Origin of the sequence: Erythrobacter insulae (assembly GCF_007004095.1) — a bacterium.
Taxonomy (GTDB): domain Bacteria; phylum Pseudomonadota; class Alphaproteobacteria; order Sphingomonadales; family Sphingomonadaceae; genus Erythrobacter; species Erythrobacter insulae.
Window position 1 is genome coordinate 1,583,861 of record NZ_VHJK01000001.1, and the last position, 20,584, is coordinate 1,604,444.

The 20,584-nt window shown below is 57.1% G+C and carries 17 protein-coding genes; 5 read left to right on the forward strand and 12 right to left on the reverse strand.

The features are described 5' to 3' along the window. Positions 1-7 precede the first annotated feature (7 nt). The 6 genes from katG to aroC all read right to left on the reverse strand — a co-directional run bounded on the left by katG (position 8) and on the right by aroC (position 7,787). Positions 8-2,215, reverse strand: coding sequence for a catalase/peroxidase HPI (gene katG / locus FGU71_RS07550; protein ID WP_142788007.1), 2,208 nt, complete (start codon positions 2,213-2,215; stop codon positions 8-10). 116 nt (positions 2,216-2,331) lie between these two features. Continuing rightward, entirely contained in the window at positions 2,332-3,921 is a 1,590-nt protein-coding gene (gene ahpF / locus FGU71_RS07555) for an alkyl hydroperoxide reductase subunit F (RefSeq protein ID WP_142788008.1), read from the reverse strand. 221 nt (positions 3,922-4,142) lie between these two features. After that, on the reverse strand, positions 4,143-4,709 hold the full coding sequence (ahpC, locus tag FGU71_RS07560) for an alkyl hydroperoxide reductase subunit C (RefSeq protein WP_142788009.1): 567 nt from the start codon (positions 4,707-4,709) through the stop codon (positions 4,143-4,145). A 185-nt stretch (positions 4,710-4,894) separates the two neighbouring features. Beyond that, complete coding sequence (locus tag FGU71_RS07565) at positions 4,895-6,016, reverse strand: fatty acid desaturase (RefSeq protein ID WP_142788010.1); 1,122 nt, start codon at positions 6,014-6,016, stop codon at positions 4,895-4,897. 119 nt (positions 6,017-6,135) lie between these two features. Then, positions 6,136-6,546, reverse strand: a complete 411-nt coding sequence (locus tag FGU71_RS07570) for a hypothetical protein (protein WP_199799164.1) — start codon at positions 6,544-6,546, stop codon at positions 6,136-6,138. A 155-nt stretch (positions 6,547-6,701) separates the two neighbouring features. Further along, positions 6,702-7,787, reverse strand: a complete 1,086-nt coding sequence (gene aroC / locus FGU71_RS07575) for a chorismate synthase (protein WP_142788011.1) — start codon at positions 7,785-7,787, stop codon at positions 6,702-6,704. Positions 7,788-7,895: 108 nt separating this feature from the next. On the opposite strand from aroC, the gene ruvA reads away from it, so the two are divergent. The 4 genes from ruvA to ruvB are packed head-to-tail and all read left to right on the forward strand — an operon-like array spanning position 7,896 to position 10,465. Next, positions 7,896-8,501, forward strand: coding sequence for a Holliday junction branch migration protein RuvA (gene ruvA, locus FGU71_RS07580; protein ID WP_142788012.1), 606 nt, complete (start codon positions 7,896-7,898; stop codon positions 8,499-8,501). Beyond that, positions 8,498-8,863 carry a hypothetical protein gene (locus FGU71_RS07585; protein ID WP_142788013.1) on the forward strand — a complete coding sequence of 122 codons (366 nt, stop codon included), beginning with the start codon at positions 8,498-8,500 and terminating at the stop codon, positions 8,861-8,863. Before ruvA ends, FGU71_RS07585 begins: the two co-directional genes overlap by 4 nt. 7 nt (positions 8,864-8,870) lie before the next feature. Further along, the gene (locus FGU71_RS07590) at positions 8,871-9,419 is read left to right on the forward strand and encodes a DsrE family protein (protein WP_142788014.1); all 549 of its coding nucleotides are present in this window, start codon (positions 8,871-8,873) and stop codon (positions 9,417-9,419) included. Next, entirely contained in the window at positions 9,419-10,465 is a 1,047-nt protein-coding gene (gene ruvB, locus FGU71_RS07595; RefSeq protein ID WP_142788015.1) for a Holliday junction branch migration DNA helicase RuvB, read from the forward strand. Before FGU71_RS07590 ends, ruvB begins: the two co-directional genes overlap by 1 nt. A 1,039-nt stretch (positions 10,466-11,504) precedes the next feature. Here the strand turns inward: ruvB and FGU71_RS14110 are convergent. The 4 genes from FGU71_RS14110 to FGU71_RS07620 all read right to left on the reverse strand — a co-directional run bounded on the left by FGU71_RS14110 (position 11,505) and on the right by FGU71_RS07620 (position 16,788). Beyond that, positions 11,505-12,368: a hypothetical protein gene (locus FGU71_RS14110; RefSeq protein ID WP_185960233.1), complete on the reverse strand. Its 864-nt coding sequence runs from the start codon at positions 12,366-12,368 to the stop codon at positions 11,505-11,507. 145 nt (positions 12,369-12,513) lie between these two features. Next, the gene (locus FGU71_RS07610; protein ID WP_142788016.1) at positions 12,514-13,032 is read right to left on the reverse strand and encodes a rhodanese-like domain-containing protein; all 519 of its coding nucleotides are present in this window, start codon (positions 13,030-13,032) and stop codon (positions 12,514-12,516) included. An 8-nt stretch (positions 13,033-13,040) separates the two neighbouring features. After that, a complete protein-coding gene (gene acnA / locus FGU71_RS07615; RefSeq protein ID WP_142788017.1) occupies positions 13,041-15,713 on the reverse strand; it encodes an aconitate hydratase AcnA in 2,673 nt (890 codons plus the stop codon). Positions 15,714-15,882: 169 nt separating this feature from the next. After that, on the reverse strand, positions 15,883-16,788 hold the full coding sequence (locus FGU71_RS07620; protein WP_142788018.1) for a DMT family transporter: 906 nt from the start codon (positions 16,786-16,788) through the stop codon (positions 15,883-15,885). Positions 16,789-16,971: 183 nt separating this feature from the next. Here FGU71_RS07620 and FGU71_RS07625 point away from each other — a divergent pair, with 183 nt between their 5' ends. After that, positions 16,972-18,345, forward strand: coding sequence for a L,D-transpeptidase family protein (locus tag FGU71_RS07625; RefSeq protein ID WP_142788019.1), 1,374 nt, complete (start codon positions 16,972-16,974; stop codon positions 18,343-18,345). A gap of 33 nt (positions 18,346-18,378) precedes the next feature. On the opposite strand, the gene FGU71_RS07630 is transcribed toward FGU71_RS07625, so the two are convergent. Both FGU71_RS07630 and FGU71_RS07635 read right to left on the reverse strand, forming a co-directional pair. Then, positions 18,379-19,059, reverse strand: coding sequence for a murein L,D-transpeptidase catalytic domain-containing protein (locus tag FGU71_RS07630; RefSeq protein ID WP_142788020.1), 681 nt, complete (start codon positions 19,057-19,059; stop codon positions 18,379-18,381). 47 nt (positions 19,060-19,106) lie between these two features. Further along, on the reverse strand, positions 19,107-20,555 hold the full coding sequence (locus FGU71_RS07635; RefSeq protein WP_142788021.1) for an NAD(P)-binding protein: 1,449 nt from the start codon (positions 20,553-20,555) through the stop codon (positions 19,107-19,109). Between the last annotated feature and the right edge of the window lie 29 nt (positions 20,556-20,584).

Consider the following 20,584-nt stretch of genomic DNA (forward strand, 5'->3'; position numbering starts at 1 on the left):
CGATCATTCAGCTGTGATACTTGGCGTAGCTGAGATCGAACCGGTCAGCGTCCATGACTTTGGTCCAAGCGGCGATGAAGTCATTGACGAATTTCTCTTCCGATCCGGCTTCGGCATAGACTTCGGCTTGCGCGCGAAGCTGCGAATTGGAACCAAAGATCAAATCGGTGCGGGTTGCGCGGAAACGCTCTTCGCCGCTTGACCGATCGGTGCCGACATATTCCTCGTCACCGCTGTCATCGACCGGAACCCATTTCGTGCTCATGTCGAGGAGGTTGGTGAAAAAGTCCGGCGTCAGCTGACCTGCACGATCTGTAAACACACCATGCGGACGGTTGCCGCTATTTGCGCCAAGTGCACGCATCCCGCCGACCAATACGGTCAATTCAGGGATCGAAAGGCCCAGCAAGTGTGCTTTATCGATCAGCATGTCTTCGGTGCGGATGTTCGCTTTGGTTTTGAGGTAGTTGCGGAAACCATCGGCAAACGGTTCCAGCGGCTCAAAGCTTTCGGCATCGAACTGGTCCTCGGTGGCATCGCCGCGGCCCGTCGTGACGTCAACGGTCACATCGTAGCCTGCGTCTTTGGCTGCCTTTTCAACCGCAGCCGCACCGCCCAACACAACCGCATCGGCCATCGAAATGCTCCCGCGCAGCTCATCGAGCTTGCCAAGCACCTTGTCCAGTTCCTCGCTGTCGTTGGCGGCCCAATTCTTCATTGCATCAAACCGGATGTACCCGCCATTGGCACCGCCGCGATGGTCCGAATTGCGGTAGGTCGAGGCCGAAGCCCACGCCGCCTTTACCAGCTCGGACACAGTGAGACCGCTGCCAAGAACAGCAGATTTGAAAGCTTTGACGTCGGCATCGGAGACCTGTGTTCCCGCTGGAACCGGGTCCTGCCAAATCAAATCTTCCGCAGGAACTTCCGGGCCGAGATAACGGACCTTTGGCCCCATATCGCGGTGGCACAATTTGAACCATGCGCGCGCAAACGCATCATCCAGAGCAGACTGGTCATCGCGGAAACGCTCTGAAATCTTGCGATATTCTGGATCACGTTTGAGCGCCATATCGGCAGTGGTCATCATCGTCGGAACCTTTTTCGAAGGATCACGCGCATCGGGCGCCATGTCTTCGGGGTCCGGGTTGATCGGTTGCCACTGGTTCGCACCGGCGGGGCTTTGGACAAGCTCGTATTCGTATTTGAACAGCAAACGGAAATAGTCGCCGCCCCATTGTGTCGGGTTTGGTGTCCAAGCGCCTTCGATGCCAGAGGTGGTGATGTGGCCTTTTCCGATTTCCTCATCATCGGTCAGCCAGCCGAAACCTTGTTGTTCCAGCATCTCGCTTTCAGGGGCACCGCTGAAGGTTTCTGATGGCTGCGCGCCGTGCGCTTTGCCAAAGGCGTGACCGCCAGCGGTCAGCGCGACGGTTTCTTCGTCATTCATCGCCATATTGGCAAAGGTTTGACGCATATCGCGGGCCATGCCTTCGGCGTCATGCGGATCGCCTTGCGGGCCTTCAGGGTTGACGTAGATCAGTCCCATCTGGATCGCGGCAAGCGGGTTTTCGAGAGCCCGGCCTTCGGTTGGCTGGATGCGCGTGGCGACACCTTCGTTCACCCACTGCTCTTCCGTGCCCCAATATACGCTTTCCGGTTCGAACACGTCTTTACGACCGCCACCAAAACCAAAGACGGGACCGCCCATGCTTTCGATTGCGACGTTGCCGGTGAGGATGAAGAGATCGGCCCAGCTGATGTTGCGGCCATATTTCTGTTTGATCGGCCACAGCAAACGGCGCGCTTTGTCGAGGTTGCCGTTATCCGGCCAGCTGTTCAGAGGCGCGAAGCGTTGCTGACCTGTGCCTGCACCGCCGCGGCCATCGCCTGTGCGATAGGTGCCGGCTGCGTGCCATGCCATGCGGATGAAAAATGGTCCGTAATGACCGTAATCGGCCGGCCACCAATCCTGGCTATCGGTCATCAAAGCAGTCAAGTCAGCTTTCAAAGCTGCGTAATCGACCGCGTTGAAAGCCTCGGCATAATCGAAATCTTCGCCGTACGGATTGGCGCTTTTGCCTTCCTCGGTCAGGATGTCGAGTTGTGTTGCCTCGGGCCACCAGTCCCGGTTGGTACGGCCCAATAGAGTGCGCATACCTCCATCGCCGTGAAACGGGCATCCGCCGCTCATATCTCCAGTTTTCGCGTCCATTTGTTTCTCCTCTCGCACATAAGACTCGGTCTATCCGAGCGTGATGGCAAGAGTATGGTGGACGCGCTCTGATCAGTCCAATCGATTAATGCGCTCTGATTGATTGGCTTTTGCGATCACGCTGCCTGAGCGATGTCCTCGACCGGCTCATTGCGGATGAGATAATCGAATGCACCAAGGCCGGCTTTTGCGCCTTCGCCCATAGCAACGACGATTTGTTTGTCCGGCACAGTGGTCGCATCGCCAGCGGCGTAAATGCCGGGCAGATTGGTTGCGCCGTGCTGATCAATGATGATCTCTCCATATTTGGACAGTTCCAAACCGGTTTCTTTCAACCATTCTGTGTTCGGTACAAGGCCGATCTGGATGAACACACCTTCAAGTTCGATGGTCTGTTCTGTGCCGCTCTCGCGGTCTTTTACGATCAGACCATTGGTGCGTGATCCATCACCTGTAATCTCGGTTGTTTGACCATTGGTGATGATTTCTACGTTTGAGAGCGAGCGCAATTTGCGCTGCAAAACTTCGTCTGCGCGCAGTTTGGTATCAAACTCCACCAGCGTCACGTGACCAACGATCTTTGCCAGATCGATTGCTGCTTCGACGCCGGAATTTCCGCCACCGATGACTGCAATCCGTTTGCCTTTGAACAACGGCCCGTCGCAGTGCGGGCAATAGGCAACGCCTTTGTTGCGGTATTCTGCTTCGCCCGGAACCCCGAGATTGCGCCAGCGGGCACCGGTCGACAGGATGAGCGAGCGGGCTTTTAACACCGCGCCATTGGCAAAGGTGACTTCATGCATTCCGCCCGGCTGGCCTGCCGGTTTTAGCTGCGTCGCGAGGGCAAGATCCATCAGATCAATTTCGTTCTCGCGCACCTGGGCTTTCAGATTATCGGAAAGTTTGGGGCCTTCGGTGTAGCTGGTGCCGGGCAAATTCTCGATTCCCAGAGTATCCTGCAACTGGCCGCCAAAGCGTTCTGCGGCGATTCCGGTACGGAAGCCTTTGCGGGCGGTATAGACTGCGGATGCTGAACCGGCTGGTCCGCCGCCAATAATCAAAACCTCGAAGGGGTCTTTAGCAGACAGTTTCTCGGCAGCCTTGGCATCTGCGCCGCTGTCCAATTTGGACAGGATTTCCGCCAGTTCCATCTTGCCGTTGTAAAAGCTTTCGCCATTCAGGAAAGTAGCAGGAACCGCGAGCACGCCGCGATCTTCAACTTCGTCCTGGAAAGTGCCGCCTTCGATAAGAGTCGCGGTGATACGCGGATTTTCGAATGCCATCAGCGTAAGAGCCTGCACCACGTCCGGGCAATTGTGACAGCTGAGCGAGAAGAACATTTCGAATTCGAAATCGCCCTCGAGAGCGCGAACCTGCTCAATCAGATCGGCGTCTACTTTTGGCGGGTGACCACCTGCCCAAAGCAGAGCCAGCACCAAAGACGTGAATTCGTGTCCCATCGGCAGACCGGCAAACCGCACCCACTTGTTTGCATCGGAAGCGCGGCGAATGATGAAGCTCGGCTTGCGATCATGTGTGCCGTCAAACTGTGCGGAAACATCATCATGCAGCTCGGCGATTTCAGCAAGAAGCGCGCGGGTTTGCTGCGATTTTTCACTATCGTCCAGCGATGCGACAAGCTCGATCGGCTCGCGCAGATTGGCGAGATATTGTTTGAGCTGGGTCTGCATATTGGCGTCGAGCATGGTGTTTCCTTTGGCGAAAGTCTGCTTGAATTTCGGTCCCCGCTATTGCCGTTTATAAAGGGCAATCGGGTCCGGTTCGCTGCATGCTTGGGAGGGGGATAGCGTGCGCGAGCCGGACCCTTTTTGCGACCTGAACCCAAATTGGGGGAGGGTTCGGGTGTTAAACCGCGCGGGCAGGGAGGGGGGAGAAGCCCGCGCGGCGAAGGTTGTAAAAGTAAGGCTTAGATTTTGCCGACGAGGTCGAGCGAAGGTGCGAGTGTGTCGCTGCCTTCTTCCCACGCTGCGGGGCAAACCTGACCTGGATTGGCGCGGACATATTGTGCGGCCTTGATTTTGCGGGTCAGTTCGTTGGCATTGCGGCCAACGCCTTCGCAAGTGATTTCCATGATCTGGATAACGCCATCGGGATCGACCACAAACGTCGCACGGTCGGCCAGACCTACGCCTTCGCGCAGGACGCCAAACTGGTTCGACAATTTGTGCATTTGGTCACCCAGGAACGGGAAGCTCAGCTTGCCGATTTTCTCGGAGCTGTCGTGCCATGCCTTGTGGCTGAAATGCGTGTCGGTGCTGACGCCGTATACTTCGACACCCATGTCCTGAAGGACAGAGTACTTTTCACCCATGTCTTCAAGCTCGGTCGGGCAAACAAAGGTCCAATCGGCCGGATAAAAGAAGAATACGGTCCATTTACCTTCGATGTCTTTTTCAGTGACGTCGAAAAAATCTTTGCCGGCCTGAAATGCCGTGGCGGTGAACGGTTGAACGGTTGAACCGATAATACCCATTGTAATTTCCCTTGTTCTAAAATGTTGTTGGATTGAAATCTCTGTTGCAGCTCACATAGCGATTGCTGCATCGCACAAAAGACGATTTGTGCGATTGCGAAGATCGGAATTTTCAATCACAAAAACGGGAACGATTTGAAATCGTTCCCGAACACGGTGAAACGTTTTTTCGGGTTAGCGGCAGATTAGGCCGGAAGCCGCGATGCTTCGCGGAAACTGATCAGTTTGCGGCGATCTTCATCCCACAGCGTAAGCCACATCGTGCTTACCGCCTCACGGGCTGAAACCCGATTGACCTCCATCAGTTCGGGATGCGCTTTTAGGGCGGCGGGTAGCCGGTAAAACGGAATGCGGCTGACCAGATGGTGGACATGGTGGATCGAAATATTGCCCGTGAACCAGTTCATCACAGCGGGCAGGTGCAGGTATGAACTGCTGCCAATGGCCGATGCGTGATAGTCCCAATCTTCACGGTTATCCCAATGCGTGTCTTCAAACTGATGCTGGACATAGAACAGCCACACACCCACCGAAGCCGCCGTTAGCAGCACCGGCAAAAACACCATTGTGGTCACAAAAGCCCCGAATATCAGGCCGAGCGCGATGAGGACCGCCGCGGTGACTGCATTGGTGCCCAGCGCGCTGATCCAATAAAGCCAGCCGGCCTTCATTAACCCGATAGGCAGGCGATGCCGCACCAAAAAAAGGTATGCCGGGCCAAGTCCCATCAGCACGATCGGATGACGATACAGGCGATAGCTGAACCGGCCCCAGCGGCCTTTTGAGCGGTATTCGCGCACGGTCAGCGTATCGACATCGCCATATCCTCGCGCGTCCAGATTACCGGTGCTGGCATGGTGCAATTCATGGCTGCGCCGCCAGCAATCATAGGGGGTTAGTGTCAGAACCCCGATGGAACGGCCCAGCCAGGTGTTCACTTTCTTGCTTTTGAAGAATGATCCATGCCCGCAGTCATGCTGAATAATAAACAGCCGCAGCAGCAGCATCCCTGCAAAAGGGGTGAGCGCCAGCGCGCTGTAATATCCCGCCTGCAGCGCAAACAGCATCACGCCGATCAGGACCGCGAACGGCACAAAAGTTGACGCGACCTCCCATATGCTGCGCGAGGTGCGCGGCGTGCGAAATGCCGCCAGTTCGCGTGCCAGAGCGCGCGGATTGATGGCAATGCCGCTTTCTCGTGAATCGGCGTGCGAAACGTGATCTTCGCCGGTGCCGCCCGAAAGTTGGGAGCACTTGCCGGGCTGGTCAGTGGATAGTGATTGGATGGTAATACCTGTGGGTTTCAACTGGGGAGGTTGATCGAATTACCTAGCTATCAACCCGCGAGGCTCGAAGCAATCACCGTTTGTCGGAGCTTGTGAAAATTGCCGCCAGAGCCGGTGAAGCGCGGCCTGGCGGCAAGAAATTAGGTGTTTTGCATAACATTCACAGAACCATGATCATCGGTGTGATCGCCGTGCAAATGGTGCAACCGGCCATCGTGAACGTAATCGAAATGAGCGCCGTGCTGAACCACATCATGCTCTTCGCCTTCGTGGCCGTGCATATGATCTTCGCCTCCGACAGATTTGACCAGCTCTTCAGCATTGGGATTGCTCGAGCTTACCGGAAGGGTGTGTTCGTCAACATGCCCATCATGTGAGTGATGCAAGTGGCTGCCATGCAGATAATCGACATGGCCGGCGTGTTCGAGTGCGGCGTGTCCGCATTGTTTGCCGTGGTCGTGATCGTCATGCGATCCGTGCAAAACGTCGTGCGCATTGGCAGCGGTTGCCACGATCACGGTGAATGAGGCAAGGGCCAGCAGTCTTTTCATACGAATTCTCCAAAAGTTACTGATCCCGCCACAGCCTTACGAATACCTGAACGGTTTGTCACCCGGCAAGAACATCAAAATAGCCTTTGGTTTCATGGTCTAAGTAAAAACGTGTAAGCTGGCGAGCCTGTAGCAGCGCGGAGATTTTAACTGCACTAACCGCACTGTGCCCGGTGGAGCATTTTTTGATCGGCGAGCACCAATGCCATCATCGCTTCGACCACCGGCGTGCCGCGAATGCCTACGCAAGGATCATGGCGGCCTTTCGTGCGAACCTGCGTTGCCTCGCCTGCCGAATTGATCGAATCAACCGGAGTGAGGATCGAGCTGGTGGGCTTGAATGCGACCCGGCAAACAACTGGTTGCCCGGTTGAAATTCCGCCGGCTGTGCCGCCGGCATGGTTGCTGGCATAGACAGGTTTGCCATCGGGGCCGGGTGACATCGGATCGGCGTTTTGTTCGCCGGTCAGTCGCGCGGCTTCAAAGCCCGCGCCGATTTCCACGCCTTTGGTCGCGTTGATTGTCATCATGGCGGCGGCAAGATCGCTGTCAAGCTTGCCATAGACGGGCGCGCCCCAGCCCGCCGGAACGCCTGTCGCCACGCATTCTACCACTGCGCCCAGTGATGATCCGTCTTTGCGGGCATTATCGACCAGTTCTTCCCAACGTTTTGCCGCCGCGGGATCAGGACAAAAGAACGGATTGTTGCCAATCTCTTTAAAGTCGGTGGCGGCCGGATCAATTCGGTCGCCGCCGAGCTCGCAGACAAACGCCGTGATCTCAACCTCTGGAATAATCAGCCGCGCGACTGCGCCCGCGGCAACGCGCGCTGCCGTTTCGCGTGCACTGGAACGGCCACCTCCGCGATAATCGCGAATGCCGTATTTCGCATCATAGACATAATCGGCATGTCCCGGGCGATAGCTTTGCGCGATTTCAGAATAGTCTTTTGAACGTTGATCGGTGTTTTCGATCATCAGATGAATTGGGGTGCCGGTTGTCACCTGCTGGCCGTCTGCATTGTCGAACACGCCGGACATGATGCGCACGGCATCTGCCTCTTTACGCTGCGTTGTGTACTTGCTCTGGCCCGGCTTGCGTGCATCCATAAAGGGTTGAATGTCGCTTTCACGCAGCGGCAATCCCGGTGGACAGCCATCCAGAACCGCGCCAAGACCGGGACCGTGGCTTTCGCCCCATGTTGTAAAGCGCAAGACGCGCCCGAAGGTATTCACACTCATGCCGCTCTCATGTCGCAACTGTGGGCCGGTGTCCATAATGTCTGGCGCTGCGGGTTCGTATGCGCCAGAACAAATTATGTATTTTAGCGTGGCCAAGAGACACCAAGAATGATCGCAAAGCTATCAGGGCGGCTGGATGAGACGGGCGAGGACTGGGCAATCGTCGATGTTCAAGGCGTGGGCTATCTGGTCCATTGCTCGACCAAAACGCTCGCCGCCCTCGGCGAGGTTGGCGAAGGCTGTACGGTTCACACCGATCTTCAGGTGTCCGAAAACGATATGCGGCTGCTCGGTTTTGCCGAAAGCGCGGAGCGGGATTGGTTCCGGTTGCTGACTACGGTTCAGGGTGTGGGCAGCAAAGTGGCGCTTGCGATCCTGTCGGCGCTTTCCATTGGCGAAGTCCGCGATGCCTGTGCAGGCGGCGATGCGGCGACGGTGGCGCGCGCGAATGGCGTCGGGCCGAAGCTCGCAAGCCGGATCGTTAATGAGCTTAAGGACAAAGCCGGCGCATTACCCGGCGGCGGTATTTCTGGTGTGGCAGGTGCCGCATTGCCCAAAGGCAGCGCCAGTGCGGACGCGTTGAGCGCGCTCGAAAATCTCGGCTTTAAACCAGCGGTCGCGGCGCAGGCCGTCGCGCGGGCGCAGGCGGAATTGGGCGAGGGAGCGAAAGAGGGCGACTTGATCCGCGTGGCGCTGAAAAGGGCGGCTGGATGATAAAGAACAGATCGGCAGCAATCGTGACCGCTATCTACGCCGCGATAGTGGCAGCTATTATGACCAATCAGGGTGATCCGGACAGCATCGGCTGGTTTGCACTGGCCATCCCGTTCCTGATTGTCGCCATTGCTCCTGTCGGGCTGGCGTCGTTTATGGATTCCACTCAAACTGCATGGACTCTTGCCGCCGCGATCGCGGCGCTATTCGGCCTCTGGGGTTATATCGATACGTTCTACATCGGCAGACCGGATGCTCAGGGAGGTCTGGTGTTTTTTATCATACCGGTGCTGCAATTCGCAGGTATTGGCGTGTTTGCGTTTTTACTCGGACTCTCGAAAAAGGTCTCACCCGGCAGTTAGGTGACAAATGAAAACAATGAAGTTCATCCTCGCCATGATCAGCGTTTGCGCCGCGCCCCTTGCTGCGCAACAGGCCGATATGTCGGCTTTCAAAACCGGCCCGGTCTTCGAAGAATTCGGCCCACATGCGCCTGTCGAGGGGGTGGAGTCGTTTCCCGACGGAACTGAATTCGCGGTTGCATTCGACGTTGCCAAGAAGGCCGATGACGGCGCGCGCAATCGCGGATTTGAAAGCGCGGCGCGGTTCATCAACATGCACGTTGCCGCCGGGGTAGATGCGGAGGATATCCGCATTGTTGTTGTGGTCCACGGCACGGCAGTGCTCGATTTGATCACGGACAAAGCTCGGGGTGCACGCGAGATGGGCCCGAACGCATCGGCCGCGATGGTCAGCGAAATGCTTGAAAAGGGCGTGCTGTTCGTCATCTGCGGCCAGAGCGCATCGGTCTATCAGGTCAAACGAGAGCATCTGATCGACGGGGTCGATATGGATCTTTCCGCGATGACCGTCCACGCCGAATTGCAGCAGCAGGGCTATACGCTTAATCCGTTCTGATGTCCGAAATCGATCCCATCCACTCGCCCGACCGGCAAATCGGCGATCCCGATCAGGCTTTGCGGCCCAAGAGCCTTGCCGAATTTATCGGTCAGGAAGGCGCGCGGGATAATTTGCGCGTCTTCATCGAAAGCGCCAAATCGCGCGGTGAGGCGATGGACCATACGCTGTTCTTCGGACCGCCAGGGCTGGGTAAGACCACGCTGGCACAGATTGTCGCGAATGAGCTGGGCGTGGGTTTTCGCGCTACCTCGGGGCCGGTGATTGCCAAAGCGGGCGATCTTGCCGCACTGCTGACCAATCTTGAGCCGCATGATGTGCTGTTTATTGACGAGATCCACCGGCTCAATCCGGTGGTCGAGGAAGTGCTCTATCCTGCGATGGAGGACCGCGCGCTCGACATTATCATCGGCGAGGGGCCTTCTGCGCGCAGCGTGCGAATTGATCTTCCGCCGTTCACTCTGATCGGGGCGACAACCCGTCAGGGCTTGCTCACCACGCCGCTGCGCGACCGGTTTGGCATTCCGGTGCGATTGCAATTCTACACCCATGATGAGCTGGATCAGGTCGTAACCCGCGGCGCAAAGCTGCTGGGCTTGGAAATCGAAGCCAGCGGAGCGCGTGAGATCGCCCGCCGTGCGCGCGGGACCCCGCGAGTGGCGGGGCGTTTGCTGCGGCGCGTGCGCGATTTTGCGCATGTGGCTGGCGAAGGCACCGTCACGCGCGCAGGTGCGGATGATGCCTTGACTCGTCTGGAGATTGACCGGCTTGGTCTGGATGCGATGGACCGCCGGTATCTTGCAATGATCGCAACCACTTACAAAGGGGGTCCGGTCGGGGTTGAGACGTTGGCGGCGGGCTTGGCTGAACCGCGCGATACGGTTGAGGATGTGGTTGAACCCTACCTGATTCAACTGGGATTGTTGGCGCGCACCGCGCGCGGACGTGTGTTGAATGATGCCGGTTGGGAGCATCTTGAAATGGCCCCTCCAAGGGTCAAGCCACCAGCTCAAGACGGGCTGTTTGGTGACCAGGAACAGGGCTGAAGGCTAGATTCGCACGCGGCGCTGATCAGGCGTTTTCCGGTTTAAGGATAACGATTTGGCTAACTTAGGCTGTTTAATCGGTATCAAAACGGGACAGCGGGGGTGAAATCCGCCCGTTTGGGGCGCCTTAGCCGCGTTAACGGCCCTAATTCATGGTTAACCGCATTGCGGCGACCGGCTTTCCTCCCGCATGACAGGCTTGGAATTGGTGGAGGTGCGGGTGGGCCGCATTCCAACACCATCAGAAAGCAAGGTCTGAACTTATGTCGCTCAAATTGGCTGCTGCAAAGCTCTCCGCCGCTGTCGCCGGTGTCGCCCTTATCCAGGGTGGCGCAGTGCGCGTGGCCGAGCCGCTCAACACCGACGAGCCGCAATACACCACGAACCTCGACGGCGAGTTGGTCGAAGAGAGCCGGAAAGGTGTTCCTATTGCGGAGCCGCGCTACATCAAGGGGCCGCAATATGTGGACGGGCCGCGCTACATCAAAACGCGCGCTCGCGAATTGCCGCGCCCAGAACAGCGCCGTCGCCGTATTGTGGAGCGCACGATCGAGTGTCAGCCCATCGGTGCAGGTCCAGGCGTAGGTTCGGGCGCTCAAACGGTTGCTGGCTCTGCGCCGCTTCCGGCTGGTGCAACGCGCGCTTATATTGACGCAAATGAATGCCCACCAATTCAGCGGGTCGCCTATGCACCTGCTCCCCTTCCTCCGCTTCCGCCAATCACAGGCGGCGGCGGCGGTGGCGGCGCCCCGATCATTATCGGCGGCGGCGGCGGCTTTGGTGGCGGCTTTGGCGGCGGCGGCGGCTTCTTCGGGGGCTTCTTTGGCGGAGGCGGTTCGTCTTCGGGTGATGTTTCTGTTGTAAGCACAACAACAACCGGAGGGTCGACATCAAGCGGAGACCCGGGCTCGTCGAGCGGCGGCATTATCATCGACATTGATAATTCAACATCGACAACATCGTCGACTGGCACGATCAGTTCTTCGACTGGTCAGGTTTCGACTTCGACATCGACTGGCGATGTTTCCAGCTCGACTGGTCAGGTTTCGTCCAGCTCCGGCGGTATCTCAAGCACGACCTCGACGACTTCGGGTGACGTATCCAGCTCGACTGGCACTGTGTCTTCGAGCACTGGCACTGTGTCGTCGAGCACTGGCACTGTGTCTTCGAGCACGGGTACCGTGTCTTCGAGCACCGGCGGCGTGTCCAGCTCATCCGGCAATGTTTCAAGTTCTTCCGGTAACGTATCCAGCTCATCCGGAAATGTGAGCAGCTCTTCTGGCAATGTTTCGAGCTCCAGCAGCTCTAGCTCCAGCTCGTCTTCGTCTTCATCCTCCAGCTCGTCATCGAGCTCCTCGGGTGGCAACACGTCAGGCGGGAATACCTCAGGCGGGAATACCTCAGGCGGGAACACTTCAGGAGGCAACACGTCCGGCGGTAATACTTCTGGCGGTGTGACATCGACTGGTGGATCTTCGAGCGGCTCCTCGTCCAGCTCCAGCTCCAGCTCATCCTCGAGCAGTTCATCAAGCGGTGGAACAAGCGGCGGTAACACTTCTGGCGGTGCAACTTCGACCGGTGGTTCATCTTCGTCGAGCAGTTCGTCGTCGAGCTCCAGCTCCGGTTCTTCTTCGGGCGGTGCAACCAGTGGCGGCACCTCAGGCGATATGACTAGCAGCACGAGTTCTTCGACTTCGTCGTCCAGTTCGTCCTCATCGAGCTCATCTGGCAGCAGCGGCTCATCGGGCAGCAGCAGTTCGTCTTCGTCTTCGTCTTCAAGCTCCAGCTCTTCAAGCGGCTCGACATCTGGCGCGACCACCAGCGGAACAGAAGTACCGGCACCGCCGATGATGGCTCTGTTCGGGCTTGCGGCCGCAGCGATCTTGGGACGCCGCAAGTTCAAAGTGAAAAAGAGCGTCTAACGACCTCGTCCATAACCAATAGAAAAGGGCGGCCTCGCATCTCGCGGAGCCGCCCTTTTTATATCGTTATTTGTTAGTCCCGATTTCGCTGTTTGATCGGCCGATATGAAGCGCAGCGGTGCTGCGTTATTGAGTATCCCGATCCGCTTCCTTCCAAGCGTTAAAGCCGCCGGTCAGATGCTTCACGGGTTCACCAAGGTATCCAGAAAGGTTTTTGGCGGCGATCGCTGAACGACGTCCCGATCGGCAATAGAGAACGATTTCACGGCCCTTGGCCTGATCAATCAGGTCTGGACCGGGCGAAAACGCGGCAAGCGGGATATGCGTGGCCCCAGCCACCATGCCATTCGCTACCTCTTCATCGGTGCGCACATCGATCAACCAGATATCATCTGACGCCGACAAAGCCGCAAGTTCTTCAACCGATAGATCAACGACCTGTGACCGGTCATTTGTGAAATCACGCGGGATTCCGGCGTCGTTTCCACGCCGATCTGCAGTAGCCGTCTTGGCTGCTGCCAGTTCAAAACCGGGCGGTACGCTTGGCGTGCTTTCGCCGCTTTTATCGTCTCCCGCACTGCTTGGCGCGCAGGCGCACAGCCCGAAAACCAAGACAGTGGTAAGAGAGAAGCGAAAGCGGTTCATCGCGGTCCTTATGCCGCCAATTTGCGCAAGACGTAATGAAGGATCCCGCCATTGCGGTAATATTCCATCTCGTTTGCGGTATCGATGCGGCAAAGCGCGGTGAAGCTGAAGGTGGTGCCATCAGGCCGGGTGACTTCGATTTCGATGTCCTGACCCGGATTCAATTCACCGAGCCCTTTGATCGAGAATGTATCATCCGATGTCAGGCCCAAGGTTTCGCGTGTATCGCCGCCTTTGAACTGGACGGGCAGCACACCCATACCGACGAGATTGGAGCGGTGAATGCGTTCGAAACTCTCAACAATAACCGCGCGCACGCCGAGCAGGATTGTGCCCTTCGCGGCCCAGTCACGGCTTGATCCCGTGCCGTATTCCTTGCCGCCGACCACGATCAACGGGGTGCCATCGGCTTTATGCTTCATAGCCGCATCATAGATCGGCATCTGCTCGCCGTTATACGTGGTCTCGCCGCCTTCGACGCCGGGGACCATTTCGTTCTTGATACGGATATTGGCAAAGGTGCCGCGCATCATGACATCATGGTTGCCGCGGCGCGAGCCGTAGGAGTTGAAGTCCTTTTTCGGTACCTGATTGCCCTTCAGGTATTCACCTGCGGGGCTGTCTTCCTTGATCGCACCAGCAGGCGAGATGTGGTCGGTTGTGACCGAGTCGCCCAGAATTGCGAGTGGTTTTGCGCCTTTGATGTCTTCGATCGGCGCAGGCGTCATGTCCATCCCGTCAAAGTAGGGCGGGTTGGCGACATAGGTCGAGCCCGCGCGCCATTGATACGTGTCCGACGGCTCAACCGTGATCGCCTGCCAATGCTCATCGCCATCATAGACGTTGGCATACCGGTCAACAAACATCGAACGATCGATATTGGCAGCCCGGTTTTCCGCGATTTCTGCGTTGGTCGGCCACAGATCGGCAAGCATGACATCATTGCCATCCTGATCCTGACCAAGCGGGGTGGTGGTGATGTCTTTTGTGACAGTTCCCAGCAAAGCATAGGCCACGACCAGCGGTGGTGATGCGAGGAAGTTTGCCCGCACATCCTGACTTACGCGGCCTTCGAAATTGCGGTTGCCGGACAGGACAGAGGCGGCGACGATATCATTGCCGTTGATGGCCGCGCTGATCGGCGGTGCAAGCGGACCCGAATTGCCGATACAGGTTGTGCAGCCGTAACCAACAAGATCAAAGCCAAGCGCATCCAGGTCCGATTGCAGACCCGATTTAACCAGATAGTCGGTCACAACCTGCGATCCCGGTGCCAGCGACGTCTTTACCCATGGCTTTGGCTTCATGCCGCGCTCATTAGCTTTTTTGGCCACCAGTCCGGCGGCGATCAGCACGTCGGGGTTCGATGTGTTGGTACAGCTGGTGATCGCAGCGATCACAACATCACCATCACCAATGTCGTGGTCTTTGCCTTCGACTGCGGTGCGCACAGGGGCGGCTTTCTTGTAAATCCTGGCGAGGTCGTTGTTAAACAATTCGTCCACTTCGGGAAGAATTACGCGGTCTTGCGGGCGTTTTGGTCCGGCAAGGCTTGGGACAACGGCAGTCATGTCTAGCTCGAGTGTGTTTGAAAACACGGGCTCGTGCTCCGGATCAAACCACATGCCTTGCTCTTTGGCATAGGCTTCGACCAGCGCGATGTTTTCTTCGGTGCGGCCGGTTAGGCGCATGTAATCAATGGTCTTGTCATCAATGCCAAAGAAACCACAGGTCGCGCCGTATTCCGGAGCCATGTTGGCGATGGTTGCGCGGTCGGCGAGGGTCAGGTTGGCAACGCCAGGTCCGTAAAATTCGACAAAGCGGCCCACAACGCCGACTTCGCGCAGCATCTGTACGCATGTCAGAACAAGGTCAGTCGCAGTGACGCCCTCGGCCATCGCACCGGTCAGTTTGAAGCCCACGACTTCTGGAATCAGCATCGAGATCGGTTGACCAAGCATCGCGGCTTCGGCTTCGATTCCGCCAACGCCCCAGCCCAGAACGCCAAGGCCATTGATCATGGTGGTGTGGCTATCCGTGCCGACGCAGGTGTCGGGATAGGCGACCATTTCGCCATTGGGATCTTTGCTGGACCAGATGCCCTGCGCAATATGCTCGAGGTTCACCTGGTGGCAGATGCCAGTGCCCGGAGGGACAGCGGAGAAATTCTCAAAGCTCTTCGATCCCCATTTCAGGAAGTCATAACGCTCTGCATTGCGCTCATATTCGAGCGCCATGTTCGCTTCCATCGCTTTGGGATGGCCGAATTCGTCGACCATCACAGAGTGATCAATCACAAGGTTTACCGGAACCTGCGGGTTGATTTTGGCGGTGTCACCGCCGAGCTTCTTGATCGCATCGCGCATCGCGGCGAGATCGACAACGCATGGAACGCCGGTGAAATCCTGCAACAGCACGCGGGCCGGGCGATACTGGATCTCGTTTCCGGTAACGGGGTTTTTCTGCCAATCGACAATCGCCTGCGCGTGTTCTTTGCCGACAGTGAAGCCTTCATCTTCAAAGCGCAGCATGTTTTCCAGCAGCACTTTCATCGAATTCGGAAGTCTCGATATATCGCCCAACTGCTCTGCCGCCTTGGCGAGCGAATAATAGGCGTAATCGGTGCCGCCCACTGAAAGTGTCGAGCGGACTTTGAGCGTGTCTTTGCCGATAGCTGTCATCGGGATATCCCATCCTTTGGCTGTCCCGGTCCAGTAGAGGCTGGTGCGGGAGTTGAGTTCCGGAATCGCGAAGCGTCCCGGAACGATAATTCTGTCAGCAGCACCTGCTAGTTTGAGTGCCTCTCGTCAAGGGTTTGCCCCTGTAAACAGGTCGGTTTCTGGCAAAGGATTACAGGGCCGTAGCGGCAACGTTTTCGCGCGGCTTACGCGTGGCAATCCAGCAACCCGTTACGATCAACGCCGTCCCTGCAATTGTGGGCAGAGTAACCGGCTCTCTGAAGAACGCCCAGCCCAGCACGCTCGCCCATAAAAATCCTGTATATTCAATCGGTACCAGCGCCTGTGCCTCGGCGCGGGCATAGGCCCACGCGATTGCCATGGCCCCTGCCACCGTCAAGGCTCCTGCGGCTGCGATCGACCAAAGCGCCGCTGCGGGAGGGGCCACGGCGAAAAATGGAGCGAGCAGCAGCAGGACCAGTCCGCCAATACCACTATGGAAGGTTGCGACCTCTACCGGCCCTGCGACCTGGCTTTGTCGCCGGATGACCACAAAATTATACGCATAGAGGATGGCAGAAAAAGCCAGCGCGCCAAGACCAAGAAGCACATCATCCGACATCTCGCTGCGGCCCAGTTTGCCGCCGACTATCACCAGTGTGCCCAAAAAGCCCAGCAGGCTCGCCAGAATGGCTTTTTGCTGGATTTCCTCACCCAGAAGCGCCCGTGCAAAATATAGGGCGATCAGCGGCGCGATAAAACTGATCGCGATCGCCTCTGCCAGCGGCAGTTTTGTCAGAGCATAGAAAAAACTGAGCGCCATAAATGCCGAGATAATGCCGCGCTCGATATGCAATTTCATCACGTCGCGCCCCGGCCAGCCTTTGCGCTGCCACAGGAAAAACGGCGCGATGATCGCGGCTCCGAATAAAGAGCGTAAAACGGTTGCGGTGTATGTCCCGGCTGCCAGCGCCGCATCTTTCATAAACGCATCCATCATCGACAGAAAGCCGACGCCTGCGGCCGCGGCGAAAAATGGCAACAGCCGGTCTATTCCCGGTGAAGAAGATGCAGACATATCGGATGCCCTTTACGCCTAAGGGCCGATCAGGTCACGCTCTGGCCGCGTTTAGCCAGCTTTTTAACGGATATTCATGCCTGATATAGCAATCTTGGTTGATAGAGGCGTGCAAGCAGGGATATAGTTACCGCGTAGGTACTCGGCCGCGACGTGCGGCGTTTTAGGGACAGAAGTAACGTCATGATCAAAGTGACCGGCAAATTGGCAAGCGGCATTGCGGCTGCCTCATTGGTTTCGAGCGGCGCAATGGCGCAGGATCAAGCGGCCGACGCAGCAGAGGCCTCGCCGGTAGCAGCAGATTCCAGTTTCGAAGAAGCATTCCCGCAAATGGTTTCCGGTGAAGTGGTGCAGGGTGACCTGGCGCCTCCGGGGCCATTGGTTCAGGAATGGAGCCTTGACGCTGTCCAAAGCCTGATTGGCGTCATTGAAAACATAGCCGCTGAGGGGCTCGATCCGAGGGATTATGACCTGCAGGCGCTGAAAGTTTCGATGCGCGCGGGGCCATCTGAAGAGCTGAGCGAAATCGCGTCCAAGAATTTCGTCTGGCTGGTCGAGGATTTGCGCGATGGCCGCACGCCCATGGGCGCGCGCGAACAATGGTTTGTGGTCGATCCTGACCGCGACACTTTGCGCACCGGCGATCTGTTGAGCAAAGCGCTTGAGAGCGGTGACGTTTCCGGCACCCTGGCTGATCTTAATCCAACGCACCCGGATTATGCACGGCTTAAGGATGCGCTTGCAAATACGCCCGAGAGCGAGTCGAAGAAACGCAAGCTGATCCGCGCGAATATGGATCGCTGGCGGTGGCTCTCGCGTGATCTGGGCAAGAAGTATCTGATCACCAATGTCCCCGAGTATCAGTTGCGGCTGACTGTTGGTGACCGGATTATTTCGACCTACAAAACGATCGTCGGAAAGCCAGGGCGCACCGCGACACCGCAGCTTGCCGAAATGGTATCTGGCATTGTGTTCAACCCGACATGGACAGTGCCCCAAAGCATCGTAAAGGGCGAAGGGCTGGGCGAGCGCGTGCTGAGCAATCCCGCTTGGGCGAAAGCAAAGGGATACAAAGCGACAAGAGGTTCGAATGGCTGGATCACAGTCGTCCAGCAGCCCGGGCCGACCAACTCGCTGGGCCGGATGAAGCTCGAAATGCCGAACCCGCATGCGATTTTCTTCCATGACACGCCCTCGCGCGGTCTATTTGGTAATGCCAATCGCGCGCTGAGCCACGGCTGCATCCGTACCGAGCGCGCCCTTGAGCTCGCGATTACGATGGCGATTCTGGGCAAGGGTGCGAGCAAGGAAGAGGCGGTCGAGATCGCGACATCTGGTGAATACACCAAGGTGATGATCGAGGATAAATTGCCCGCCTACATCACCTATTTCACGATGGCGTCCGACATCAATGGCGAGATGCAGACCTTCGCTGATATTTATGACCGAGATGCGCCGGTTCTGGCCAGCCTTGATAAACCGCGTGAAGGCAATCGCAGCAATGTGATCGATGATGAAATTATCGTGATCGAGGATGATCCGCGGGTCGGAGGCTAAGCGTCCAAGCCGCGCAGATCAGAAACAGCTTTCTCAAAAGGTTCCGGGCGCATACCTTTGTATCGCGCTTGGATCTTCTGGCTGAAGCGTAGTCAGCGATCCGTCCGACCAGCCAAGGCTGTCTGCATAAAGCAAACGCCCGCCTGAAAGATTAAGCAGTGCAATCCGGAATTGCTCTTCGCCCAGCGCAAAGCATCCGTTTGATCGGCCAAGTCGGCCCCAGCGATCTATATGGTCAGGCTCTGCATATTTGGCGCGGTGCATGACGATATAGCGGCGCAGGGCAGCATCATTGGTAGAATCCAGCCCGCCAAGCCGAACCGATGTGCCGTAGCGCCCGACATACCATTCCCATGTGATATACGCGCCTTTGCTCGTCGCATTGGAGCCTTCGACGTTGGAATACTGGTTAAGCCAGCCATCATGCTCCGGATCGGACCCTGTGCCGTGGCTTACATGAAAGCTCTGCACTTCCTCCCGGTCGAGATTGACGAAGTGAAACCGTTTTTCCGCCGAATGGACCCCGAAATCCGCGATTCCCACAATGTCTTTTTTCCATATGACATCACCAGCCCGGTCAAGCTGGTCTTTGGCCAATGCAAACAACTTGCGGTCGCGTTCGGAGCCTTTGCGCGGGGCAGCGGCCAGTGTGACGGGCAGCGATGCCGCTGCGCCTGCCACAATCCCGGTTTTCAATACATCACGGCGGTTCATAACAACAATACTACTAGCGCAAATATGAGGTTCCCGTGAATAGGGAATTACACGCCTTCGTGAATAGCCTTCGCAGCCATGCCCAGTTTGATAACGCCAGGCATATTGCTTTGAATTTTTGGACCAATTTTGCCGAGCGCTGCCAGCCGAGGGTCGCCTTCTGCCATCATCCGCGCAATCGCGGGTCCGGTCGGGTGAAGGCGGCTTTTCGCGTTGAAAGCGTTGGTTTTTTCATTGTTTGATAGAATCGCGGTGCTCATCAGATTGGCCATCACAGCATAGGGATATGTGTCCGTCGTATCGGTGAGCGGTGCCGGAGGACACAGGGCATTCTTTTCATCATCGGCATCGAAATTGGCCTCAAGAAACGCGCCGAGAGCTGCGCTGTAAGGTACAAAAGGCGCCTGAACGAGCTGTAGTGTGATCGTATCGCCATCAAAGAATTTGGCCACTGTACCACGCGCTTCAAACGGCACTGCGCTGGCAGTGCAATCTATGAACAGCGTGTTCTCGGGCACATCCACCGACTGCTGGGCAAAGTGCATTTTGCCGGGTTCGATTTTGGTGACGCGGCCTTGACGATAGACAGTCTTAATCGTCCTCAGCATGGCGATTTCGGCTTCGGATATGACGGCAAAATGGAACATCTTGGGTATGACATCTTCGTCAATCCTAAGCATTGTGCCGCGCCTGCCCAGCTCCTCGAACATTGCATCGCCTGTTTCTGACGCGGCTGCTGCCTCGACCAATGCGACTTGGAATTCGATAAGTCCTTCGATGCGGTGATACGCCGGTTGCAGCAGCTTGCGATTGAACATCCAGCTGTCGCGCGGGCGGACCCAGCCGATTTTTTCAGGGGACACACCGGCCTCTAATAACCACACAGCGGTATCCATCGCGGTCTTGCCGCCGCCCATCACGATGTAATGGTCCGGAAGATTGCCCGTGTCTTTCCAAAGCCCGGGAAGATCGCCGGGGATCGTGAAACGCGTGCCCTCGGCAATTTCAAAATCGGGCTTGTGCGTCGATGGGACCGAAGTTTTGAAATAGGTACCGTCCACCAGCTTGCGGCGCACTGTAACGCTGCGTTCTTCACCGGACAGGATGCCTTTGATCGAATGCTGTGCTTCGTTTTTGCCGCGATATTCGGTGAGCGGGTGATAGGCCACGCGGCCGCTCGGGATCATGCGTTCGCTCATCAGCTTACTGTAATAGGCGAGGATCTCTGCATGTTTTGCGAGCGGATACATGCCGGCATTATGGCCATGTTGATCGACACGGTCGGGGCACAATTCCATCGAATTCACACCGTATGTAGAACTCGGCTGATGGAGGGCGACGAACGGGTATGCATCGTTCCAGTGACCGCCGGGCCGCGCATGTTTGTCGACGATTGTAATATGGCAATCGGGGTCTTCGTCCAGCAGGGTATCCGCAAAGGCCAGACCGACTGCGCCGGCGCCAATGATCAGATAATCGGTCTCAAAATCGGCCATGTTTTTCTCCTGCGGGGTGCAGGTTGCTC